The sequence below is a fragment of the Geodermatophilus saharensis genome (assembly GCF_900188205.1).
Lineage (GTDB): Bacteria > Actinomycetota > Actinomycetes > Mycobacteriales > Geodermatophilaceae > Geodermatophilus > Geodermatophilus saharensis.
In genome coordinates this window covers 417,056-437,922 of record NZ_FZOH01000001.1, presented here as the reverse complement: position 1 = coordinate 437,922, position 20,867 = coordinate 417,056, and the positions used below count along the sequence as shown (strand labels likewise).

At 76.2% G+C, this 20,867-nt stretch carries 18 protein-coding genes and 1 pseudogene; 7 read left to right on the top strand and 12 right to left on the bottom strand.

Annotated elements, in window-relative coordinates; translation table 11 throughout:
* Window positions 1–11 precede the first annotated feature (11 nt).
* On the top strand, window positions 12–833 hold the full coding sequence (locus CHC04_RS02125) for a DUF1028 domain-containing protein (RefSeq protein WP_089402229.1): 822 nt from the start codon (window positions 12–14) through the stop codon (window positions 831–833).
* Between the two features lie 15 nt (window positions 834–848).
* On the opposite strand, the gene CHC04_RS02120 is transcribed toward CHC04_RS02125, so the two are convergent.
* Window positions 849–3,929 carry an arabinosyltransferase domain-containing protein gene (locus CHC04_RS02120; protein ID WP_141233670.1) on the bottom strand — a complete coding sequence of 1,027 codons (3,081 nt, stop codon included), beginning with the start codon at window positions 3,927–3,929 and terminating at the stop codon, window positions 849–851.
* Window positions 3,930–4,214: 285 nt separating this feature from the next.
* Between CHC04_RS02120 and CHC04_RS02115 the strand changes: the two genes are divergently transcribed.
* Complete coding sequence (locus tag CHC04_RS02115; protein ID WP_089402227.1) at window positions 4,215–5,777, top strand: molybdopterin-dependent oxidoreductase; 1,563 nt, start codon at window positions 4,215–4,217, stop codon at window positions 5,775–5,777.
* Window positions 5,753–6,121, top strand: a pseudogene (locus tag CHC04_RS25625) (hypothetical protein); the annotation flags it as partial. The gene CHC04_RS02115 and the pseudogene CHC04_RS25625, both read left to right, overlap by 25 nt.
* Window positions 6,122–6,338: 217 nt before the next feature.
* Here CHC04_RS25625 and CHC04_RS02110 read toward each other — a convergent pair.
* The 5 genes from CHC04_RS02110 to CHC04_RS02090 form a co-directional block, all read right to left on the bottom strand.
* Window positions 6,339–8,777 carry a heavy metal translocating P-type ATPase gene (locus CHC04_RS02110; RefSeq protein WP_089402226.1) on the bottom strand — a complete coding sequence of 813 codons (2,439 nt, stop codon included), beginning with the start codon at window positions 8,775–8,777 and terminating at the stop codon, window positions 6,339–6,341.
* A 76-nt stretch (window positions 8,778–8,853) separates the two neighbouring features.
* Window positions 8,854–11,214: a heavy metal translocating P-type ATPase gene (locus CHC04_RS02105; protein ID WP_089402225.1), complete on the bottom strand. Its 2,361-nt coding sequence runs from the start codon at window positions 11,212–11,214 to the stop codon at window positions 8,854–8,856.
* 49 nt (window positions 11,215–11,263) lie between these two features.
* Window positions 11,264–12,262, bottom strand: coding sequence for a hypothetical protein (locus tag CHC04_RS02100; RefSeq protein ID WP_089402224.1), 999 nt, complete (start codon window positions 12,260–12,262; stop codon window positions 11,264–11,266).
* Between the two features lie 15 nt (window positions 12,263–12,277).
* Window positions 12,278–12,559, bottom strand: a complete 282-nt coding sequence (locus CHC04_RS02095; protein WP_089402223.1) for a metal-sensitive transcriptional regulator — start codon at window positions 12,557–12,559, stop codon at window positions 12,278–12,280.
* Between the two features lie 78 nt (window positions 12,560–12,637).
* The gene (locus CHC04_RS02090) at window positions 12,638–12,847 is read right to left on the bottom strand and encodes a heavy-metal-associated domain-containing protein (protein WP_217897127.1); all 210 of its coding nucleotides are present in this window, start codon (window positions 12,845–12,847) and stop codon (window positions 12,638–12,640) included.
* A gap of 211 nt (window positions 12,848–13,058) precedes the next feature.
* On the opposite strand from CHC04_RS02090, the gene CHC04_RS02085 reads away from it, so the two are divergent.
* Entirely contained in the window at window positions 13,059–13,457 is a 399-nt protein-coding gene (locus CHC04_RS02085; RefSeq protein WP_089402222.1) for a hypothetical protein, read from the top strand.
* Window positions 13,420–13,728 carry a hypothetical protein gene (locus CHC04_RS02080; protein WP_089402221.1) on the top strand — a complete coding sequence of 103 codons (309 nt, stop codon included), beginning with the start codon at window positions 13,420–13,422 and terminating at the stop codon, window positions 13,726–13,728. The genes CHC04_RS02085 and CHC04_RS02080 overlap by 38 nt, the downstream gene beginning before the upstream one ends.
* Window positions 13,729–14,103: 375 nt before the next feature.
* Here CHC04_RS02080 and CHC04_RS02075 read toward each other — a convergent pair whose 3' ends face one another.
* The 4 genes from CHC04_RS02075 to CHC04_RS02060 are packed head-to-tail and all read right to left on the bottom strand — an operon-like array spanning window position 14,104 to window position 17,780.
* Window positions 14,104–15,273 (bottom strand): acyl-CoA dehydrogenase family protein, encoded by a 1,170-nt coding sequence (locus tag CHC04_RS02075; RefSeq protein WP_089402220.1) that lies wholly within the window; start codon window positions 15,271–15,273, stop codon window positions 14,104–14,106.
* A 9-nt stretch (window positions 15,274–15,282) separates the two neighbouring features.
* Window positions 15,283–15,834 carry a 5-(carboxyamino)imidazole ribonucleotide mutase gene (gene purE / locus CHC04_RS02070; RefSeq protein WP_245816917.1) on the bottom strand — a complete coding sequence of 184 codons (552 nt, stop codon included), beginning with the start codon at window positions 15,832–15,834 and terminating at the stop codon, window positions 15,283–15,285.
* Window positions 15,835–17,064 (bottom strand): 5-(carboxyamino)imidazole ribonucleotide synthase, encoded by a 1,230-nt coding sequence (locus CHC04_RS02065; RefSeq protein ID WP_089402219.1) that lies wholly within the window; start codon window positions 17,062–17,064, stop codon window positions 15,835–15,837.
* Window positions 17,065–17,099: 35 nt separating this feature from the next.
* Complete coding sequence (locus tag CHC04_RS02060) at window positions 17,100–17,780, bottom strand: SGNH/GDSL hydrolase family protein (RefSeq protein WP_176449795.1); 681 nt, start codon at window positions 17,778–17,780, stop codon at window positions 17,100–17,102.
* A gap of 69 nt (window positions 17,781–17,849) precedes the next feature.
* On the opposite strand from CHC04_RS02060, the gene CHC04_RS02055 reads away from it, so the two are divergent.
* Both CHC04_RS02055 and CHC04_RS02050 read left to right on the top strand, forming a co-directional pair.
* On the top strand, window positions 17,850–18,356 hold the full coding sequence (locus tag CHC04_RS02055; RefSeq protein WP_245816916.1) for a GtrA family protein: 507 nt from the start codon (window positions 17,850–17,852) through the stop codon (window positions 18,354–18,356).
* 348 nt (window positions 18,357–18,704) lie between these two features.
* Window positions 18,705–18,950: a hypothetical protein gene (locus CHC04_RS02050; protein ID WP_089402216.1), complete on the top strand. Its 246-nt coding sequence runs from the start codon at window positions 18,705–18,707 to the stop codon at window positions 18,948–18,950.
* 15 nt (window positions 18,951–18,965) lie between these two features.
* Here the strand turns inward: CHC04_RS02050 and CHC04_RS02045 are convergent, their stop codons facing one another.
* Window positions 18,966–19,262: a hypothetical protein gene (locus CHC04_RS02045; RefSeq protein WP_141233669.1), complete on the bottom strand. Its 297-nt coding sequence runs from the start codon at window positions 19,260–19,262 to the stop codon at window positions 18,966–18,968.
* Window positions 19,262–20,851 carry a class I SAM-dependent methyltransferase gene (locus CHC04_RS02040; RefSeq protein WP_089402214.1) on the bottom strand — a complete coding sequence of 530 codons (1,590 nt, stop codon included), beginning with the start codon at window positions 20,849–20,851 and terminating at the stop codon, window positions 19,262–19,264. Before CHC04_RS02040 ends, CHC04_RS02045 begins: the two co-directional genes overlap by 1 nt.
* Between the last annotated feature and the right edge of the window lie 16 nt (window positions 20,852–20,867).

Below are 20,867 nucleotides of genomic sequence, written 5' to 3'. Positions count from 1 at the left end.
CCTGGCCCCCGGTGACGTTCTCGGTCGTCGCCCGCGACCCGGACACCGGGGAGATGGGCATCGCGGTCTCCTCCTGCATCCTCGCCGTCGGCCGGGCGGTGCCCAGCGCCCGGCCCGGCGTCGGGGTCGTCGCGGTGCAGGCCCGCAGCCCGCGCGGGCTGGGGTCGGTGCTGCTGGGCGGGCTGGCGGAGGGAACGGCGCCGGAGGTCCTGGTGCGCCGGGCCGCGCACGCCGCCGAGGACGTCGACCGGCAGATCGCCGTCCTCGCGCCCGACGGCGCCGTCGCCGCCGACACCGGGCCCGGCTCGTTCCCGGTCAGCGGTCACCTGCTCGGCGAGGGGTGGAGCGTGCAGGGCAACATGCTCACCTCGCCGGACGTGCTGCCGGCGATGGCCGAGGCCTACCGGGCCGGCGGCGGCGGGCTGGCCGACCGGCTGCTCGCCGCGCTGACCGCCGGCCAGGACGCCGGCGGGGACCTGCGCGGCCGGCAGTCGGCGGCGCTGCTGGTGGTCAGCGGGCAGCCGGCGTCGGAGGAGGACGACGGCGTGCGGATGGACCTGCGGGTCGACGACTCCGGCGACCCGGTGGCGCAGCTGCGGATGCTGCGCAACCTGCAGCGCGCCTACGACGAGCGCGACTACGAGACCCTCGCGCTGTTCGCCCCCGAGGGCGCGCGAGACCTCTACGCCGCGCTCGCCGCCTCCCGCCGCGGCGACCGGGCCGCCGCCCGCGCGGCGCTGACGGCGGTGCGCGAGCGGCCGGGCTGGTCGGCGTGGCTGGCGTCGATGGCCGGCGACTCCCGGCTCGCGGCGGTCACCCGCCTGCTCGACTGACGCCCGCCCGCGCGGTCAGGGCGCCTGCCAGCCCCACACCGCGGTGCGGCCGCGCTCGAGGTCGTAGGCGGCGTCGGCGTAGGGGTTGCGCACCTGGTAGGCGGTGAAGGTCCGCAGGTCCGGCTGGCCGGGGACGTCGGTGGCCAGCTGGGTGAGCGTCGACGAGCGGACCGTGGGGTGCCACAGCCCGGCCCGCTGCCGGGCGAAGGCGGCGTCGTCGAGGCCGCCGAGCGGGCCCTCGCCCCAGGCGAACACCCAGTCGACGGGCTCGGTGATCCCGTACACGGTGACCGGGAGGTCGGCGGCGGGGAACTGGAAGGCCATCTGCCAGGCCACCGCGGTGACGTCGCCGTCGCCGACCACCTCGGTCAGCGGCCGCATCTGCGCCTGCACCGGCGCGGTGAGCGCCAGCCAGCCGCCGGGGCCGTCGGTGCGGTCGACCGCGACCAGCCGGACGACGTCGGCGCCGGGGCTGGGCACCAGGGTCAGCTGCCGCCAGAACGGGGAGTCGGCGCCGTCGTCGAGGACCTGCGAGCCCAGCGCGGCGACACCGCCGTCGCCGGTGAGCTCCCCGTACTCGGCGGCGAGCGAGTTGCCCCCGCCCGGCCGGCCGGAGGCCTCCACCAGCAGCCGCAGGTCGGGCGCGGCGTCGGGCAGGGCGTACCAGCCGGTGGTCAGCTCCCCGGTGTTCGCCTCCGCCCCCGGCCCCGGGTAGCTCCCCCACACCGTCGGCCCGTCGTCGGCGGTGTCGGTGGGCGGCGCCGACGGCAGGTACCCGCCCTGCTCGGTGAACCCGGCCACGGTGGCCGCGGACCCCTCCTGCAGCGGCAGCACGGTCGCCGTCCGCGGGTCGGCGGCGCGGATGGCGTGCTGCGCGCCGCCCTCGCGGGCCAGCGGGTCCTGCAGCGCGTCGGCCTGCGGCGAGTAGGTGTCCCACGTCCGCACGGTCGCCAGCGAGAAGCTGCCGACCAGGTAGGCCAGGGTGACGGCGAGGAAGACCATCACGGCCGCGGGGAAGGCCAGCGCCGTCACCCGGCCCCAGCTGCGCCGCCGGCGCGGCAGCCGCCACCACACGAGGCCGCCGACGACGGCGACGACCACGAGCCAGACGGCCGGGCTGTCGAAGGCCACCGGCCCGGCGAAGGGCGGCACCAGCCGGTGCGGCATGCCCAGCAGCCACGAGTACGCCCAGCTGTTGGGCCCGTGCATGGCCAGCGCGAACACGAGCACCAGCGAGATCCCGGCCAGCACGGTGGCCGGCGCGAGGCTGCGCCGGCCACGCTGCGCGGCCACGACCGTGCGCGCGCCCTGGAGGAGCGCGCAGGCCACGAACACGGTGGTCATCCCGGCCAGCGCGCCGAAGTGGTGGGTCCACTTGCTCGGGGTCAGCCACAACAGCAGCAGCGAGAGGCCGAACGACCAGCCGGTGAGCGCGACCAGCGGCGGGAACGCGCGCCGGGCACGGCCGCCGGCGGAGAGCTGGAGCACGGCGAACCAGAGGAAGGCGACCATCGCGACGAGGACGGTGGCCCGCTTCGCGTAGGAGCCCATCGGCCCGTCGCCCAGGAGGAACGACCAGCGCAGCCACTCGCGGTACCAGCTCTCCTGGGGCCACAGCCGCGCGTAGATCTCCTGGGAGTAGGTGAAGTCGCGCAGCGAGCCGTCGAGGAAGCCGGGCACCGCCGCGAGGGCGGCCGGGGCCACCACGCCCGCGGCGACGGCCAGCGTCCGCCAGGGGCTCGTGGAGCGGACCAGCGGCCACATCGCCGGGATGCTCAGCAGCCACGGGGCCAGCGCGACGATGCCGGTCGGGTGGCAGGTCACCCCGATCCCGGCGACGAGCAGCGCGGCGGCGTACCAGGCCAGGCTCCCCCGCCGCCGGGCCACCACGACCGCGCCGAGCGTCAGGACGGCGAACACCGCCGAGATCGACTCCGGCCGCACACCCATGCTGTAGGGCAGCCAGGCGGTGAGGAACACCAGGGCGACGACGCCGTGGCGGACCAGCCGGCCCACCGCGGTCCGCGCCGGCGGGATGCCGACCGACTCCACGATCGCGCGCGCGGCGCCGTAGGTGACCAGCCCCGCCACCAGTGAGGGGATCCGCAGCACCACCGGCGAGGAGCCGAGCAGGTCCCAGTAGCCGAGCAGCTGGTAGAACCAGCTGAAGGGCGGATAGCCCTGGTTGAGCAGCTGGAAGTAGTTGCCGACGTACCCGTTCTCGACGGCGTTGCGCGCCATCGCGGAGTAGTAGCCGTCGTCGTCGGTGTGCGGGGCGATGAACAGCCACAGCAGCAGCAGGGCGGCCACGGCGAGGTCGACCACCGACACCGCCCGCCACCACCGACGGCCGGCCGCCGCCCGCGCGCCGGTGCGCCGCCGGCGCTCGCGCACGGCGAGCAGCGCCAGGCAGGCCAGCGAGGCGAGCAGCAGGACGGCGGCGACCGCCCACTTGAGCGGGGTCGGGCTGGTGGAGAACTGGTCGTCGACGTCGACGGTCACCCCGAGGTCGTCGGCGGTGCCGCCGGGCAGCGCGGTGACGGAGGTGGCCAGCAGGTCGACGTCGGGCAGCGCGCCGCCGGTCTCGGCCAGCGCCTGCCCGTCGACCGACAGCCGGGTCGCGCCGGGGTCCATCCGCAGGCGGTAGGCGCAGTCCCCGCCCGCGACGGCGCCGCGGTACACCTCCGTGCCGTTGCTGACGACCGACAGCGTGTCGTCGGCGGCGAGGCGGACCTGCAGGCCCTCGGCCTCGGCGAGCCGGCCGGGGACCACGGTGCTCAGCAGGACACCGTCACCGGCGCCGCGGGCGGCGGTCAGCGCCGCGCAGCTGAAGCGGACGTCGAGGGCGGCCGGCCGCTGGGCGGTGAGCTGCAGCTCGGTGGAGACCGGGGCGGCCGGGTCCTGCGGCCAGGAGACCGTCGGGGTGCTGACCGACACCGGCGCCAGCGGCATCAGCGCCGCGCAGATCAGCGCGACCAGCGCCGTGGCCAGCAGCCCGAGCTCCAGCCGCGGGAGCCGTCCCCGGCCACCCGACGGCCGGCCCCCGGGACGATCTCCCCGTCCGGTCCGCTCGGCCACTGCGCTCGGTGCACCCACGGCTCCCAGTCAACACGCTGCGCGCCAGGGGGGAACCGGAGGCGGCGGCACCGCGCACCGGACGTCACACCGGCCACGCGCCCGGCGTGTCGCGGCGGGCACGAGCTGCCGAGCGGGACCGGACCCCTCCGTCACACCTCGCCGGTGGGCGCGGGCCGGGCCGGACCCGGCCGTCGCGAGTCGGTGATCCCGGCGGTTTCGCCGGCGTGACGCGTCCTCCGTGTCCCTAGCGTCGGCCCCGGCCCGCCCGAGGAGGCACCGATCACCCCGACCGAGGAGCCCTCGATGACCGCACAGCGCACCTCCCGCCCGCGAATCGGCCTGCTCGCCGGGCTGCTGGCGGCCGCTGCTGGCGAGATCACCGCCTCGGCCACGCGCCGCGGCCGCTCGCCGTCGTCGGGGCTGGCCCGCGGCCTGGTCGACGCCTCCCCCGCGGCGCTGGTCGACGGCGGGGTCGCCCTCGTCGGCCGGGCCGACAAGCCGGGCCTGGCCGTGCTGGCGGCCGGTGCCGGCGGGCTCGCGGCGGCCGCCGGTGGCGCGCTGGCCGGTCGCCGGCCACTGCTGGGCGCCGCCACCGCCGCGGCCCCGCACGTCCTCGGCGGCTCCCTCGCCCTGCGCCGCGGCGACGCGTCGACCCGGGACACCGCCGCCGCGGCCGCGGCCGGACTCCTGGTCGCCGCGACCGCGGTCGCGCCGCTGCGGGTCCGCCCGTCGGTGGTGCCGGTCGCCGCGGCGGTCGCGGCGGGCGCGGTGGTCGCCGCCGACCGGCGCGCCCGCCGCCGCGCCGCGGGCCTGCGCGACCGGATCACGCTGCCCCCGCCTGCCCGGCCGCTGCCGCGCCCGCCCGCCGACGCTGCCGCCCGGCAGCCGGGGCTGGCACCGCTGCTCGCCGAGCCCGGCGAGCTGCCCGTCATCGACGTGACCGTGCCCGAACCGAGGGTCGACGTGGACGCCTGGCGACTGGTCGTGGACGGCGAGGTGGCGGAGGTCCTGGCCCTCTCCCTGCACGAGCTGCTGGCGCTGCCCCTGGACGAGCGCGACCTGCTGATGGTGTGCGTGCACAACCCGGTCGGCGGCCGCCGGATGGGCTGCGCGCGCTGGACCGGCCTCGGCGTCGGAGAGCTGCTCGACCGCGCCGGCCACACCGGCGAGGACGGCTGGGTCGTCGCCGAGGCGGTCGACGGCTACACCAACGTGCTGCCCCTCGACGTGGCCCGGCGGGCGTTCCTGGCCGTCGGGATGGCCGGACGGCCGCTGCCCCGGGAGCACGGCAGCCCCGCCCGGTTGCTCGTCCCCGGCCGCCACGGTCAGGACGGCAACCTCAAGTGGCTCCGGCGGATCACCGTCACCGCGCAGCCGCCGCCGTCGTACTGGGGACGGCGCGGGTGGCGTGACGGCACCTACCCGGTGCACCCGGCCTCCCGCATCGACGCACCAGCCGACCACTCCCGCGTCGAGGCCGGCAGGACCACCGTCCGCGGCTACGCGTGGGCGCCGACCGTGGGCGTGGACCGCGTGCAGCTCCGGGTCGACGACGGTCCCTGGACCGATGCCGCCCTGGGCGTCGATCTCGGCCCGGATGCCTGGCGCCCCTGGTCCGCGCCCTGGGAGGCCACGCGGGGACGCCACCGGCTGACGGTTCGCTGCCGCACCACGGACGGCCGGTGGCAGGACGAGACGACCTCGACGCCCTACCCCCACGGGGTGCACGGCGCCCACGGCATCGGCGTCCAGGTCGGTGGGAACCCGGCCACGTCCGCGGTCCGGAGCCTCGCCGGGCAGGCCGCGACCCGGATGGGCTGGGCGACCCGGAGCACCGCCGCGTGGCGCAACAGCAGGTCGGCCTGACCACTGCCCGCTACCGACGCCGCGCTGCCGCCCCCGGGAGCACGCGGGGCGGTGCGACCGTCCCGGCCGCAGACCGGCCTGCGGCCGGGCACGCCCCGGCGGGTGTCCGGGTGCCGGCCGGCCGGCGCGTGGACGACTCGGTGCGGTCGGCGGGGATCCCGGGCGGCCCACGGGAGCCGGGACGTGTCGCAGGCGGCATCCGGGCAGCCGGCAGCCGGACGAGACGAGGTCGCGATGACGGTCGTCGCCCAGGTGCTGGACACCTACCCGGAGGACCTGGGCGGGTGGACAGGGTGGAGCTGCGCACGGGCATCGAGGCGTGCGTGGAGTGCGCCCAGGCGTGCACCGCCTCCGCCGACGCCTGCCTGTCCGAGGTTCAGGAGGGCCGCGGGGTGGACGTCGCCCGGCCGCCGAGCGACCGGACCGGTCCGGTGTCGGTGACGACGGCGATCTCGACCCGTCGGGAGGAGCCGCGGCCGCGCCGCTCCTCCTCGTCACGCTCGAGGCCGGGCGGGCTGCCCGGCGACCCACCGGACAGCCCGCCGTCGTGGTCGCACCGGGCTAGTGGGTCACCGGCTCCCGCACGGGGGTCGCCGCGGGCTCGGCCGGAGCGGCGGGCAGCCGCAGCCGCTCGAGCAGCAGCGCGTTCACCGCGACGAGGACTGACGAGCCCGACATCGTGAGGGCGGCGATCTCCGGCCGCAGGACCAGCCCGAACGCCGGCTCGAACACACCGGCGGCGATCGGCAGCGCGACGGCGTTGTAGCCGATCGCCCAGCCGAGGTTCTGCCGCATCTTGCGCAGCGTGCCGCGGCCGATGGCCAGCGCGGTGGGCACGTCCAGCGGGTCGGATCGCACGAGCACGACGTCGGCGGTCTCGATGGCCACGTCCGTGCCGGCACCGATGGCGATGCCCAGGTCGGCGGTTGCGAGTGCGGGTGCGTCGTTCACGCCGTCGCCGACCATCGCGACCCGCCTGCCGGCGCGCTGCAGCTCGGAGATCACCGCGGCCTTGTCACCGGGCAGGACGTCGGCGAAGACGGTGTCGATGCCCAGTTGGCTGGCGATGCGCCGGGCGGTGGCCTCGTTGTCGCCGCTGAGCACGACCACCTCCACGCCGGCCCGCTGCAGCGCGGCCACGGCGGCCGCCGAGGTCGCCCGCGGGGCGTCGGCCAGCGCGATCACGCCGGTGGCGCGGCCGTCGACGGCGACCAGGACGGCGGTCCGGCCGCTGCCGGCCAGCTCCTCGCGGCGCACGCCCAGCGCGCCGAGGTCGACGCCCTCGTCGGCCATCAGCGCGGCGTTGCCGACCAGCACACGGCGTCCGGCGACCTCCGCGGAGGCGCCGTGACCGGGGACGTTGCGGAAGCCGGTGGCGGTCAGCGCCGGCACGCCGAGGTCGTCGGCGTGCCGGGTGACGGCGGCGGCCAGCGGGTGCTCGGACTCCCGCTCGACGGCGGCGGCCAGCGCCAGGACGTCCTCGGCGGTCATGCCGTCGACGACGACGTCGGTGACCTCCGGCTCCCCCTTCGTCAGGGTTCCGGTCTTGTCCATCACCACGGTGTCGATCCGCGCGGCGGTCTCCAGTGCGGTGGCGTTCTTGAACAGCACGCCGCGGCGGGCCCCGAGACCGGTGCCGACCATGATCGCCGTGGGCGTGGCCAGCCCCAGGGCGTCCGGGCAGGTGATCACGACGACGGTGATCGCGAACAGCATGGCCATGGCGAGCGTCGCCCCGGCCAGCAGCCACACCGCCAGGGTGAGGCCGCCGCCGAGGAGTGCGACGAGCACCAGCCAGAAGGCGGCCCGGTCGGCCAGGCGCTGGCCGGGCGCCTTCGAGTTCTGCGCCTCCTGCACCAGCGCGACGATCTGCGCCAGGGCGGTGTCACTGCCGACCTTCGTCGCCCGGACCCGCAGCGTGCCGGTGGTGTTCACCGAGGCGCCGATGACCTCGTCACCGGGCGCCTTGTGCACCGGCAGGCTCTCGCCGGTGACCATCGACTCGTCGACCTCGGAGTCGCCGTCCTCCACCCTCCCGTCGACGGGGATCTTCCCGCCCGGGCGGACCAGGAGCAGGTCCCCGACGACGACCTCGCCCGTGGGGACCTCGACCGGCTGCCCGTTCCGGAGCACCAGCGCGCGCGGGGGTGCGAGCTCGAGCAGGGTGCGGATGGCGTCGTTGGCGCCGCCGCGGGCGCGCATCTCGAACCAGTGGCCGAGCAGCACGAAGGCGGTGAGCACGGTGGCGGCCTCGTAGAAGACCTCGCCGCCGCCGGTCAGCGTGATGGCCAGGCTGTAGAGCCAGCCCGCCCCGACCGCGACGGCGACCAGCACCATCATGTCCAGCGTGCGGACCCGCAGGGCCCGCCAGGCGCCGTCGAAGAAGATCCAGGCGCTGTAGAGGACCACCGGCAGCGAGAGGACCAGCGAGAAGACGTCGTCCCGGAGCCCGAACGGCGCCGGTGCGGTGAAGCCGAGCACCTCCCGGCCGATCGGTGACCACAGCAGGATCGGGATCGACAGCAACGAAGCCACCAGGAAGCGGTTGCGCATGTCGCGGGCCATGTCGTCCATGGACGTGCCGGCGTGGTGCCCGCCGTGGCCCATCGCCTCGTGGGAGGTCCTCCCGGCGGAACCGCCGTGTCCCTCTCCCTCGCCGCCGTGGTGCCCGTGCGGCGCTCCCCCGGCGTCGGCTTCCGGCCGGTGGCCGTCGTGGTGCCCGGGGGTGCCGCGCAGCCGCGGTTCGACCGCTGGATCGCAGACGTGCTGCGGAACCGACTGCCCGGCGCAGTGGTAGCCGCAGTCGCGGATCCACGCGGTGAGGTCGGCCACCGACGTCCGTGTCGGGTCGTAGGTGACCGTCGCGGTCTGGCTCACCGGGTTGGCCTCGACCTGCAGGACGCCGGAGCGGCGGCCGAGCACGCGCTCGACGGTCGCCTTCTCCGACGCCCAGTGCACGCCGGCGACCTCCAGCACGGCTGTCGTCTGGTTCGCTGCCATGACCTCTCCTCCCATCCGCTGTGGCCTGCGAGGCCCGGCGGATATCCAGCGGTGAGTGGGCTGTCGGCGCGGCCGCTCAGCCGGCCGCGGTGGCCTGCCGGGGTGCGTCGTCGAGGGCGTCGGCGGCTGGGTCCGGGCGCCCGCCGGCGGCTGTCGCACCGTTGGTGGTGCGGAAGCGGCGCAGTCGCAGGCTGTTGGAGACGACGAACACCGAGGAGAACGCCATCGCCGCGCCGGCCAGCATCGGGTTGAGCAGCCCGGCGGCGGCCAGCGGCAGCGCGGCGACGTTGTAGGCGAACGCCCAGAACAGGTTGCCCTTGATGGTGCCCAGCGTCCTGCGCGACAGCCGGATGGCGTCGGCGGCGGCCCGCAGGTCGCCGCGGACCAGGGTCAGGTCACTGGCCTCGATCGCGACGTCGGTGCCGGTGCCCATCGCCAGGCCGAGGTCGGCCTGGGCGAGGGCGGCGGCGTCGTTGACGCCGTCGCCGACCATCGCCACGACCCTGCCCTCTCCCTGCAGCCGCTTGACGACGTCGACCTTGTCGGCGGGCAGGACCTCCGCGATCACCTCGTCGATGCCGACGGTGGTGGCGACCGAGCGGGCGACGGTGGCGTTGTCGCCGGTCAGCAGGACCGGGGTCAGGCCCAGGCCGCGGAGCTGCGCGACGGCCTCGGCGGAGGTGTCCTTGACGGCGTCGGCGACGACGAGCACGCCGCGGGCGGCGCCGTCCCAGCCGACGGCGACGGCGGTCCTGCCCTCGGCCTCGGCGGCGGCCTGCGCCCGCTCCAGGTCGGCGCCGAGGGGCTGGGACCACTCGGCCAGCAGCCGGGTGCGCCCGACCAGCACCGCGTGCCCGTCGACGACGCCCTGCACGCCGAGGCCCTCCACGTTGGTGAAGTCCTCGACGCGCGGCAGGGTGCCGACCTGCTCGGCGGCGCCGGTCGCGATGGCCCGGGCGATCGGGTGCTCGGAGGCGTCCTCCAGGGCGCCGGCCAGCCGCAGCACCTGCTCGCGGTCCTCGCCGGGAGCGGCGACGACGTCGAGCAGGGCCATCCGGCCGGTGGTGACGGTGCCGGTCTTGTCGAGCACGACGGTGTCGACCCGGCGGGTGTTCTCCAGCACCTCCGGGCCCTTGATCAGGATGCCCAGCTGCGCGCCGCGGCCGGTGCCGGCCATCAGCGCGGTCGGCGTGGCCAACCCGAGCGCGCAGGGGCATGCGATGATCAGGACGGCGACCGCGGCGGTGAACGCCGCGCCGGCCCCGCCGCCGGTGCCCAGCCAGAAGCCGAGGGTGCCGACGGCCAGGGCGATGACGATCGGGACGAAGACGCCCGAGACGCGGTCGGCCAGGCGCTGGACCTCGGCCTTGCCGTTCTGGGCGTCCTCGACCAGGCGGGCCATCTGCGCCAGCTGGGTGTCGGTGCCGATGCGGGTGGCGCGGACGACCAGCCGGCCGCCGGCGTTGACGGTGGCGCCGACGACGGCGTCGCCGGGGCCGACCTCGACCGGCACGGACTCGCCGGTGAGCATCGCGGCGTCCACCGCCGAGGAGCCCTCGGTGACCACCCCGTCGGTGGCGATCTTCTCGCCGGGGCGGACGACGAAGGAGTCGTCGACGGCGAGCTCGTCGACGGGGATCCGCTGTTCGCGGCCGCCGCGCAGCACCGAGACCTCCTTGGCGCCCAGCTCGAGCAGCGCGCGCAGGGCGGCTCCGGCGCGGCGCTTGGAGCGGGCCTCGACGTAGCGCCCCGCGAGGATGAAGGTGGTCACCCCGGCGGCGGCCTCGAGGTAGATGTTCCCCGACCCGTCGGTGCGGGCGACGGTCAGCTCGAAGGGGTGGGTCATGCCCGGTTCGCCCGCGGTGCCCCAGAAGAGCGCGTACAGCGACCAGGCCAGCGCCGCGAGGGTGCCCATCGAGACGAGGGTGTCCATCGTGGCCGTGCCGTGGCGCAGGTTGGTCCAGGCCGCCTGGTGGAACGGCCAGGCCCCCCACACCACCACCGGCGCAGCCAGCGTGAGCGAGGCCCACTGCCAGGAGGTGAACTGCAGCGCGGGGACCATCGCCATCGCCACGACCGGGACGGTCAGGACCGCGGAGACCAGCAACCGCTGCCGCAGGCTGCGGACGTGGTCGTCGCGCTCCGGGGCGTCCGGCTGCTCGCCGTCGGTCTGGGCCTTCGGTGGTTCGGGCAGCTGCGCGGTGTAGCCGGTCTTCTCCACCGTCGCGATGAGGTCGGCGGGCGTGACGTCGCCGGTGAGAGCGACCTTCGCCTTCTCGGTGGCGTAGTTGACCGTGGCGGTGACGCCCTCGAGCCGGTTGAGCTTCTTCTCGATGCGCGCCGCACAGGAGGCGCAGGTCATCCCGCCGATCACCAGCTCGACCTGGCCGCCGCCGGCCGCGGCCGGTGGGGTCGTGCGCTCAGTCGCGGAGCTCATCGTCTTCTTCCTTCGGGGGTGCTGGGGATGGGATCGGACGTGCGTCGCCTCAGCCGTGGCCGTGCCCGTCGTCGACGTGGCCGCCGTCGGCCGGGCCCGAGGTCACCGTGCTGCCGGTGCCGGTGGCGGGCGCGACGGTGTCGCCGGCGCGGACGGTGAACTCGGCGGTGCGCACGACGTCGCCGTGCCGGAAGTCCAGGAACAGCCGGTAGTCCCCGACCGAGGGGGCGGTGGCGGAGAAGGCGACGTCCGGGCCGGGCGCTGTGGTGCCGTCACCGGGCTCACCGGCCGGGTGCACGTGCAGGTAGGCCAGGTCGCCGTCGCGCAGGGCGACCAGGTGCCCGTAGGCGGCCAGGTAGGGCTGCAGGTCGGTGACCGGCTGCCCGTCCCGGCTGACCGACAGGGTCAGCTCCGACTCCTGCCCCGGGACCAGCTCGCCGTCGAGGGTGACGGTGTACCCGTCGACCTCGGCCGTGGGCGAGGGCTCGGGCAGCGGCCGCGGGGTGTGGTCACCGGCGACGGCGACGTCGGCGCCCAGGACGAGCGGCTCGTCGGGGCCGGCGGGGTCGAAGTCGGCGAACAGCCGCCACTCACCGGCGGTCAGCTCCAGCGGGATCGACCAGGTGCCGTCGGGGGCCAGCCCGGGGTGGACGTGCTGGTAGCCGGTGAGGTCCCGGCGCACGGCGATCAGGTGCAGGTCCTCGTCGTGGGCGGCGTCGTAGGCGGTCACCGGCTGCCCGTCGGGGCCGAGGACCCGGAAGGACACCGGGGTGGCCGCGCCGGCCGGCAGGGAGCCGGCGGCGTCGAGGGTGTAGCCGTTCTCGGAGACCTGCAGGCCACCGGGCAGGTGGGTGCCGGCGGCGGATGCCTGTGCGCTGGTGTCCATCGGGGACTCCGCGGGCGTCTCGCCGTGGGGAGCGGTGTCGTGGCCGGCGGTGTCGTCGGCGGCCGCGCCGACGGGGCCGACCACCGAACCGAGGCCGGCGGCCGCGCCGAAGACGGCGACCAGCGCGAGCGTGTAGGCGCCGAGCTTGGCGGGGGTGTTCATCGCAGGTCCTCCGGGTCAGGAGCGGACGAGGCGGGCGATCGCCTCGGAGGCCTCGCGGACCTTCGCGTCGGCCTCCGGGCCGCCCTTCTGCGCGGCGTCGACCACGCAGCCGGCCAGGTGCTCGTCGAGCAGGCCGAGGGAGAACGACTGCAGGGCGCGGGTCGCCGCCGACACCTGGGTCAGGATGTCGATGCAGTACTTGTCGTCCTCGACCATGCGCTGCAGGCCGCGGATCTGGCCCTCGATGCGGCGCAGCCGCTTGAGGTGCTCGTCCTTGTCGTGGCTGTAGCCGGCCATGTCTGTCGGTCTCCTCGTGAGGTGGGACGGAGCGGGAGGCGGGGCACCGGGCAGCCGGCGCCCCGCCGGGGATGCCGGTCAGCCGGTGACGACCTCGTAGCCCGCCTCGTCGACGGCGGCAGCCACCGCGTCGTCGGGCAGGGGACCGCTGCTGCGGACGGTGACGCGACCGCCGGCCACGTCGACGTCGACGTCGGTGACGCCCGGGATCCTGGTGACCTCCTCGGTCACCGCGCCGGCGCAGTGCCCACAGGTCATCCCTCGGACGGTGTACTCGGTGCTCGTCACGACACCTCTCCTCTCGCGTCTGGGTACCCCCTAGCGGTATCCGGTACAAGTGATACCCCCTCGGGGTACATTCCGCAAGCAGCAGACGGATTCGTCCGGCCGGGCTGACCAGGTCCGCCGAGCCCGCGCGTGCGTGCGCCGGTGCGCATCTCGCCTCGGATGGCGCTGGTGCTGCCCAGGCCCTCACGGGGACGCCGACGACGGCGACCAGGTGAGCGGCTTCCTCGGCATGGCCCTGCACCGCGCCGGCCGCCTCGAGCAGGCCCTGGAGATGTACGACGGGGCACTCGCCAGCGTCCGCGGCGTCGGCCCGGCCAACACCGTCCAGTACGCCCTCGCCGGCGCCGGGCACGTCACCCTGCTGCTCGGCGACGCCGACCGGGCGGGGCAGCTGTTCGCCGGGTCCCACGCGGTCGCCCGCCGGCTCGGCGCCGAGGGCGACCCGCGGGCCGCGGTCGGCGAAGGGCTGCTGGCCCGCGAGCGCGGTGCCGCCGCAACCGCCCGGGAGCGGCTGACCTTCGCGCAGCAGCTGCTGGCCGGGGGCGCCCGAGCCGGAGTGGACCGCCGCCGCTGTGGTCGGCCTGGGCCACCTCGCCGAGGCCGACGGTGACCTGACCAGCGCCGGGATCTCCCACCGCCGGGCGTGGCAGACCACTCCCGGGCACGCCGCCGCGCTGGAGGGCCTGGTGGGCGCCGCGGCCGCCTGGCGGCAGAGGCGGCATCGCCCCGCATCGCGACTGGAACGGGCCGACGCCGAACGGGCCGAGCGCCGCGCTCGCGCGCAGCTCGGTGACCAGGAGTTCGACGTGGAGTCCACCGCCGGCGCGTCCCGGCCCGATGCCGTCGCCGGTGAACTGGACGGAGTCGCGGCTCAGCGCTGACAGCACCACCCAGCAAGGGAACGGACAGCACCGCGACAGCGGTCGTGCACATGCTGCGGATGCGGCCGCCCAGCGACCTTCCGTCACGGCCGCCGCGCCGGGCCAGGTCGACCCGACGCGCCGACGTCCCCCGGGCCGCCGCCCGGGAGGAGGAGGCCTGTCATGACCGCCGACACGACCGCACCGGACACAGCGGCCCACGTGGACGCGGTGCAGCGACTGCCGGCCGAGGGGAAGCTGCGGATCCAGCCTCTGATGGACACCGATCCGCACGATCGAGGCCGATCCGACGGGACTCGCCACTCCCGCACCGGCGACCGGCGCCCTCGCAGCGGCCTGGCATGGCCATGACCTGCGAGGACGCCGGTCGACGTCCTACCTCAGGAGACTCCGCGCGATCACCATGCGCTGGATCTGGTTGGTGCCCTCGTAGATCTGGGTGATCTTGGCGTCGCGCATCATGCGCTCGACCGGGAAGTCCTGCGTGTAGCCGGCGCCGCCGAAGAGCTGGACGGCGTCGGTGGTGACCTTCATGGCGACGTCGGAGGCGAACGCCTTGGCCGCGGCGCACAGCCGGCCGAGGTCGGGGTCGGCCTTGCCGCCGTCGTGGGCGGCCTCGCCGCGGGCGGCGGCGACGTAGACCAGGTGGCGGGCGGCCTCGATCTGCATGGCCATGTCGGCGAGCATGAACTGCACGCCCTGGAAGTCGCTGACCGCCCGGCCGAACTGCTTGCGCTCGCGGGTGTACTCGACGGCGGCGTCGAGCGCGCCCTGGGCGATGCCGACGGCCTGCGCGCCGATGGTCGGGCGGGTGAAGTCCAGCGTCCGCAGCGCGGTCTTGAAGCCGGTGCCGGGCTCGCCGATGACCCGGTCGGCCGGGATGGTGCAGTCGGTGAAGTAGAGCTCGCAGGTGGGCGAGCCCTTGATGCCCATCTTCCGCTCCTTGGGGCCCACGGCGAAGCCCGGGTCGTCGCGGTGGACGGCGAAGGCGGAGATGCCGTTGGCCCGCTTCTCCGGGTCGGTGACGGCCATGACCGTGTACCACTCGGAGACGCCGGCGTTGGTGATCCAGGCCTTGGTGCCGTTGAGCACCCAGGTGTCGCCGTCTCGGCGGGCGCGGGTCTTCATCGAGGCGGCGTCGGAGCCGGCCTCCCGCTCGGACAGCCCGTAGCTGATCATCGCGTCGCCGGCGGCGATCGGGGCCAGCACCCTCTGCTTGAGGTCCTCCGACGCCGAGAGGACGACCGGCATCGAGCCGAGCTTGTTGACCGCGGGGATGAGCGAGGCCGAGACGTCGACCCGCGCGACCTCCTCGATGACGATGCAGGTGGCGATCGCGTCGGCGCCCTCGCCGCCGTACTGCTCCGGGATGTGGGTGGCGTGGAAGCCGGCCGCCGTCAGCGCCTTCTGCGCCTCGATCGGGTAGCGCGACTCCGCATCCACCTCCGCCGCGTACGGCGCGATCTCCCGCTCGGCGATGTCCCGGACGGCGGCCCGGATCGCGTCGTGCTCCTCGGTCAGCTGGTACAGCCCGCTCGTGCTCACGGGTAGATGCTAGGACGTCCCAGCAGTCCCCCGGCTCGTCTCACCCGGCCCGGTGAGGCGGGCCCGCAGCGCGGCGTCGCGGGCCACCACGGTCTCGGCGAGGTCGGCCTGGAACCGCTGGACCGCGGCCCGCAGCTGGGGGTCGGCGGCGGCGAGGATCCGCACGGCGAGCAGGCCGGCGTTGCGGCCGCCGCCGATCGACACCGTGGCGACCGGCACCCCCGCCGGCATCTGCACGATCGACAGCAGGCTGTCGAGGCCGTCGAGGCGGTCCAGCGGGCGGGGCACGCCGATGACCGGCAGCGGGGTGGCGGCGGCGAGCATGCCGGGCAGGTGGGCCGCTCCCCCGGCCCCGGCGACGAGGACCCGCAGGCCGCGGCCGACGGCGCTGGTGGCGTAGTCGAGCATCCGCTGCGGCGTGCGGTGCGCGGACAGCACGTGCACCTCGTAGGGGACGCCGAACTCGGCGAGGGCCTGCGCGGCCGGCTCCATGGTCGGCCAGTCGGAGTCGCTGCCCATGACGACGCCCACCCGGGGCGCGGGGGCGACGGGCTCGCCCACTCAGTGCTCCTCGGGGAAGGCGAAGGCGGGGTCGACGACGCCGTCGGCGAGGTAGCGGGCGGCGGCGACGGCGCGGGCGCGGACCGCGGCGAGGTCGGGCCCGGTCGCGGTGACGTGGCCGAGCTTGCGGCCGGGGCGCTGACCCTTGCCGTACCAGTGCAGCTTGACGTCGGGCCAGTGCGCCATCAGGTGGTGCACCCGCTCGTCGAGGCCGGGGCCGTCCCAGTCGGGCGCCGAGGCCGCCCCGCCGAGCACGTTGGCCATGACCACGGCCGGCGCGACCATCGCCGTCGAGCCCAGCGGGTAGTCGAGGACGGCCCGCAGGTGCTGCTCGAACTGGCTGGTGCGGGCTCCCTCGATCGTCCAGTGCCCGGAGTTGTGCGGGCGCATGGCCAGCTCGTTGACCAGTACGCCGTCGGCGGTCCGGAACAGCTCGACGGCCATGACGCCGACGACGCCCACCCGGTCGGCGACGCGCACGGCGAGTTCCTGCGCGGCCAGTGCGGTCGCCTCGTCGAGGCCGGGGGCGGGGGCGAGCACCTCGACGCAGACGCCGTCGCGCTGGACGGTCTCCACGACCGGCCAGACGGCGACCTGCCCGAACGGGGAGCGGGCCACCAGCACGGCGAGCTCGCGCACCAGCGGCACCCGCTCCTCGACCAGCAGGGTCCCGTGCCGCTCGAGCAGCTCGGCCACCTGGTCGGGCCCGTGGACGACGAACACGCCGCGGCCGTCGTACCCCCCGCGCGGGGTCTTGAGGACCACCGGCCAGCCGACCTCCTCGGCGAAGGCGGCGACCGCGTGCACCGTGTGCGCCTCGGCCCACGGCGGCTGCGGCTCCCCCGCCGCGTCCAGCGCCCGGCGCAGCACCAGCTTGTCCTGGGCGTGCACCAGCGCGTCGGGGCCGGGGGCGACGCGGACGCCGTCGGCGGCCAGGGCGCGCAGGTGCTCGGTCGGCACGTGCTCGTGGTCGAAGGTGACCACGGTGGCGCCGTCGGCCAGGGCGCGCAGCGCGCCGAGGTCGCGGTGGTCGCCCAGCCGGACGTCGGCGGCGACCAGCGCCGCGGACTCGTCGGGGCCGGTGGCCAGCACCCGCAGCGACTGGCCGAGGGCGATGGCGGCCTGGTGGGTCATCCGGGCCAGCTGACCCCCGCCGACCATCGCCACGACCGGCAGCCCGGTGCGGGGGTCGGTGGTGGCGGGAGCGGTCGGCTGCGGGGTGTCGGCCATGGCAGGGGGAGGCTAGCCCGGACAGGGCCCGGGGGTCAGTCCCCGGCCAGGTCCAGCAGCGCCGTCCGGACCCGCGTCCCGACGAGGTCGGCGACCGGCTGGGTCGGGTGCACGCCGTCGGCCGAGGCGCCGGCGGTGAAGGTGCCGCGGTCGGTGGCGACGTCGGTCCACGGGTCGACCGACGTCCAGCCCCGCTCCCGGGCGAGCGCGGCCAGGTGGGCGTTGAGGTCCTCGCGGGCCTGCGGGGCGACGTCGAGCGGCGGGACGGCGAGCAGGACCACCTGCGCCACCCCGGCGGCCCCCACCGCCGCCAGCAGGTCCTCCCGGGTCCGCTCCCAGGGGACCCCGCCCAGGACGTCGTTGGTCCCGGCGAGCACGACCAGCACGTCGGCCTCGACCGGCCGCACGCCCGCGCGCATGTCGGCGGTGCGGGCGCCGGGCACGGCCCAGCCGCCGCGGAACTCCAGCGGCGCCACCTCGGCGGCCGGCACCCACGAGCCGGTCCCGCGCACCCGCGTGCCCTCGACCGGCGCGTCCAGGCCGGCGGTGATCGAGTCCCCGACGACGGCGAAGCCGACCGGCTCCGGAGGACCGGCCGGCGCGGGTGCGCCGCCGTCGCCGCAGCCGACCACGCCGGCGAGGACCACCGCGGCCAGGCAGGCGGCCCACCGCGCTCCGCGGCGGGGGACGGGCGTCGACCGCGGGCTGGTGCGCACGGCGACCGAGTATCCCGTCCACCGCGCCGATCGCCGGGCCAGCACGCCCGGGCCCGTACGATCGTCGCCGTGCCGACGGCGGGGGGAGGACCTGGGCGGGGAGCGCTCGCCGACCGGGTGCGCGGCTCCTGGCGGGTCCTGGTGCGGGAGCTGTCGGCGTTCGGCGTCGTCGGCGCCGCCTCCTTCGTGGTCGACCTCGCGGTGTTCCAGGCGGTGTACGCCGGCGTCGGCGCCGACGCGGTGGTCGCCAAGCTGGTCTCGACCGTGGTGTCCACGTCGACGGCGTTCGCCGGTCACCGGTGGTGGTCGTTCTCCACGCGGGCCCGGACGGGACTGCGCCGCGAGTACCTGGCCTTCGCGGCGGTCAACGCGGTGACCCTCCTGATCGGCCTGGGGATCGTCGCGCTGGTGCACCACGGCCTCGGCCAGGAGAGCTCGGTGGTGCTCCTGGCCACCAACGTGTTCTCGATCGTGGTCGGCACGGTGATCCGCTTCGTCGCCTACCGCGCGTGGGTCTTCCCGGCGGCACCGGCGCCGGTGGCCCCCGACGCGGCCGTCGGCGTGCTCACCCGCTGACCGGCAGCGGCACCCGGGCCCGGCAGACCGACCGCGTGCGCGCACCGCTCCCCCGGCACCGGCGGCCCCCGCGGACGGCGGGAGCCGCGGCGTGACGGCGGTGCGGGCACCGCCGTGGGACGCCACGGTCGGCCGGCTGGTCGCGGCCGCGGCGACGGCCGAGCGGGCGGTCTCCCGGCTCGCCCCGGCCCTGTCGGGCACCGACCGGGTCAGCGCGCCCTACCTGCTGCCGCTGGAGCTGGACGCGCTCGTGCGCCTCATCCGCAACCTCATGCCGCTGCGGGTGCGCGACCGGCGGCTCAACGACGACGTCGGCTCGACGACGACGTCCTGGAGTGGACCCACCAGGTGCGCAAGCTGTACGCGGTGCGCACCGCCGTGGTGCACACCGTCTGGGAGGACGCCGTCGACGGGCCCGGCGGCATGCGCCCGGTCTGGTCGAACGCCGGGGTGGCCGAGCACCCGCTCGACGTCGCCGACCTGACGCGGACGATCGACCGGATCACCGCGCTGTGCGGCGACCGGCTCGACCGCCTGCTGCAGCGCATCGACGAGCTCGCACCGGGTCTGCGCCCCGAGGACCCGGGGAGCTGACCTCCCCGGCGGGGCTCACCGCCCGGCGGCGCCGCCCGAGGAGGTCAGCAGCCGGTCGAACACCAGGTCGGTCATCTGGGCCACGCGCAGCGACAGCCGGCGCGACTCGTCCAGACCCGCCTCGGCCTCGTGCCGCCACCGCTGCAGGTCCTCGACCTGCCGGGAGCGCACCGCGAGCTGCTCGCGGAGCTCGGCGAGCGCGGCCTCGGTCTCGCCGAGGCGCCGCTCGAGGACGGGCACCGTCTCCAGGGCGCGCACCGTCCGGGGAGCGACCCGGCGCAGCACCGCGCCGGCCAGCCTGCGGGCCGGCATCACACCGCTCCCAGGCGCAGCCGGGCGACCCACGGGTCCTCGTCGCCGTAGACGGCCAGGCCCCGGCCCTCGACCGCGTCGAGCACCTGCAGGTCGCGCTCCTTGGCCTCGATGACCACCTGCGCGGGGTCGAGGTAGCGCCGGAAGTGCTCGCCGAACACGTGCTCGGCCTGCTCGTCGCGGTTCGTGCGGAACTCGAACCAGCACTCGCCGCCGCGGCGGGCGACGGCCGAGGCGAGGACCCACAGGTTGGCCCGCGCCTCGTCGTCGATGGCGTGGACGAGGAAGCGGGCGTAGAGGTGCCAGCCGGCGGAGGGGTCCAGGCCCGCGGCCAGGCCGCCGACCTGGTGCAGGTCGGCGAGGTTGACGACCTCGAAGCCCGCGTCCCAGCCCTCGGCGGCGGCCATGGCCCGACCCCGCTCGACCGCGGCCGCGGAGTAGTCGACCGCGTGCACGGTGCGCCCGGACCGGGCGAAGAAGCGGGCGTCGCGGGCCGTGCCGGTGCCCACGTCCAGGACGGCGGCGCCGGCGGGCAGCCGCTCGTCGACCCAGCGGGCGAAGTCCGACTCCGCGGCCGGGACCCGGCCGACGTCGGTGCTGGAGTAGAAGTCCTGCCAGTACTCGCGGGCCATGTTGAACTCCCCGATCCATGTCCGTAGTCGCGACCGCACGGCGTGCGGAGTGGTGAAGGTGAACGACGGGTCCGGCGTGCGCCAGCCCGGCCCGTAGGTCTCGGCCAGCAGCTGCTCGGCGGCCGCCGGGGCGGGCTGGCGCCGCCCGCGGAGGGTGACCTCCGACAGCGTGCGGAGGTCCAGGCCGTCGGCGCCGACCTGGAAGCAGAGGTAGGTCCGGTCCCCGACCTCGAAGGCGGTGAAGACGTCGAGGTAGTGGTCCTGGCCGCCGTCCCCGTCCTCGAAGACCAGCTGCAGGTGGCCCCCGCTGTGGCGGACCACCGGGTAGCCGCGGTCGCGCAGCAGCCGCTCGAGCGCGAGGTTCTCCCGGACGACGTCGGCGGGGTGGTCGTGGCGGGACACGTAGGCCAGGTCGGCGTCGTCGTCGTGCGGGATGAGGTCCCCGTCGCGCACGGCGCCGAGCAGCGTCCCGTAGCAGACGAACGGCCGCAGCCCGGCCTCCTCCAGCACGCCACGCACGGCGTCGAGGCGGTCGAGCAGGCGGTCCTGCAGAGCCCGGCGAGCCACCGGGTCGATCCCGTCGAAGCCGGGGGCGAGGCGCCCCCACTTGTTGACCGACAGCCAGCGCCGCTGTCCGTCGCGCAGGTCCAGCCGGGCGGGGTCGGCGCCGAAGCGGGCCTCCCCGGAGGCGAGGACGTCCGCGCGTGCGGCGTCCCGGACCACGACCGTGGCCCGCCCCGAGAGACGCTCGGCGAGCGCCGGGGGCCAGGCGAACTCCACGCTGCCGTCCTCGCGGGAGGTCCCGGCGTCGGTGCGGAAGGACACCGTCCGGTAGCCCTCGAGCAGGACCTCGACGACGGCCGGCAGGCACCCGGACCCGTCCGGGGTCAGGGCCAGACCCGAGGCGTCCGCCCGGACGCCGGCCGGGCGGTCCGGCTCGGCTCCGGGGAGGGACATGGCAGTGACGCTAGGT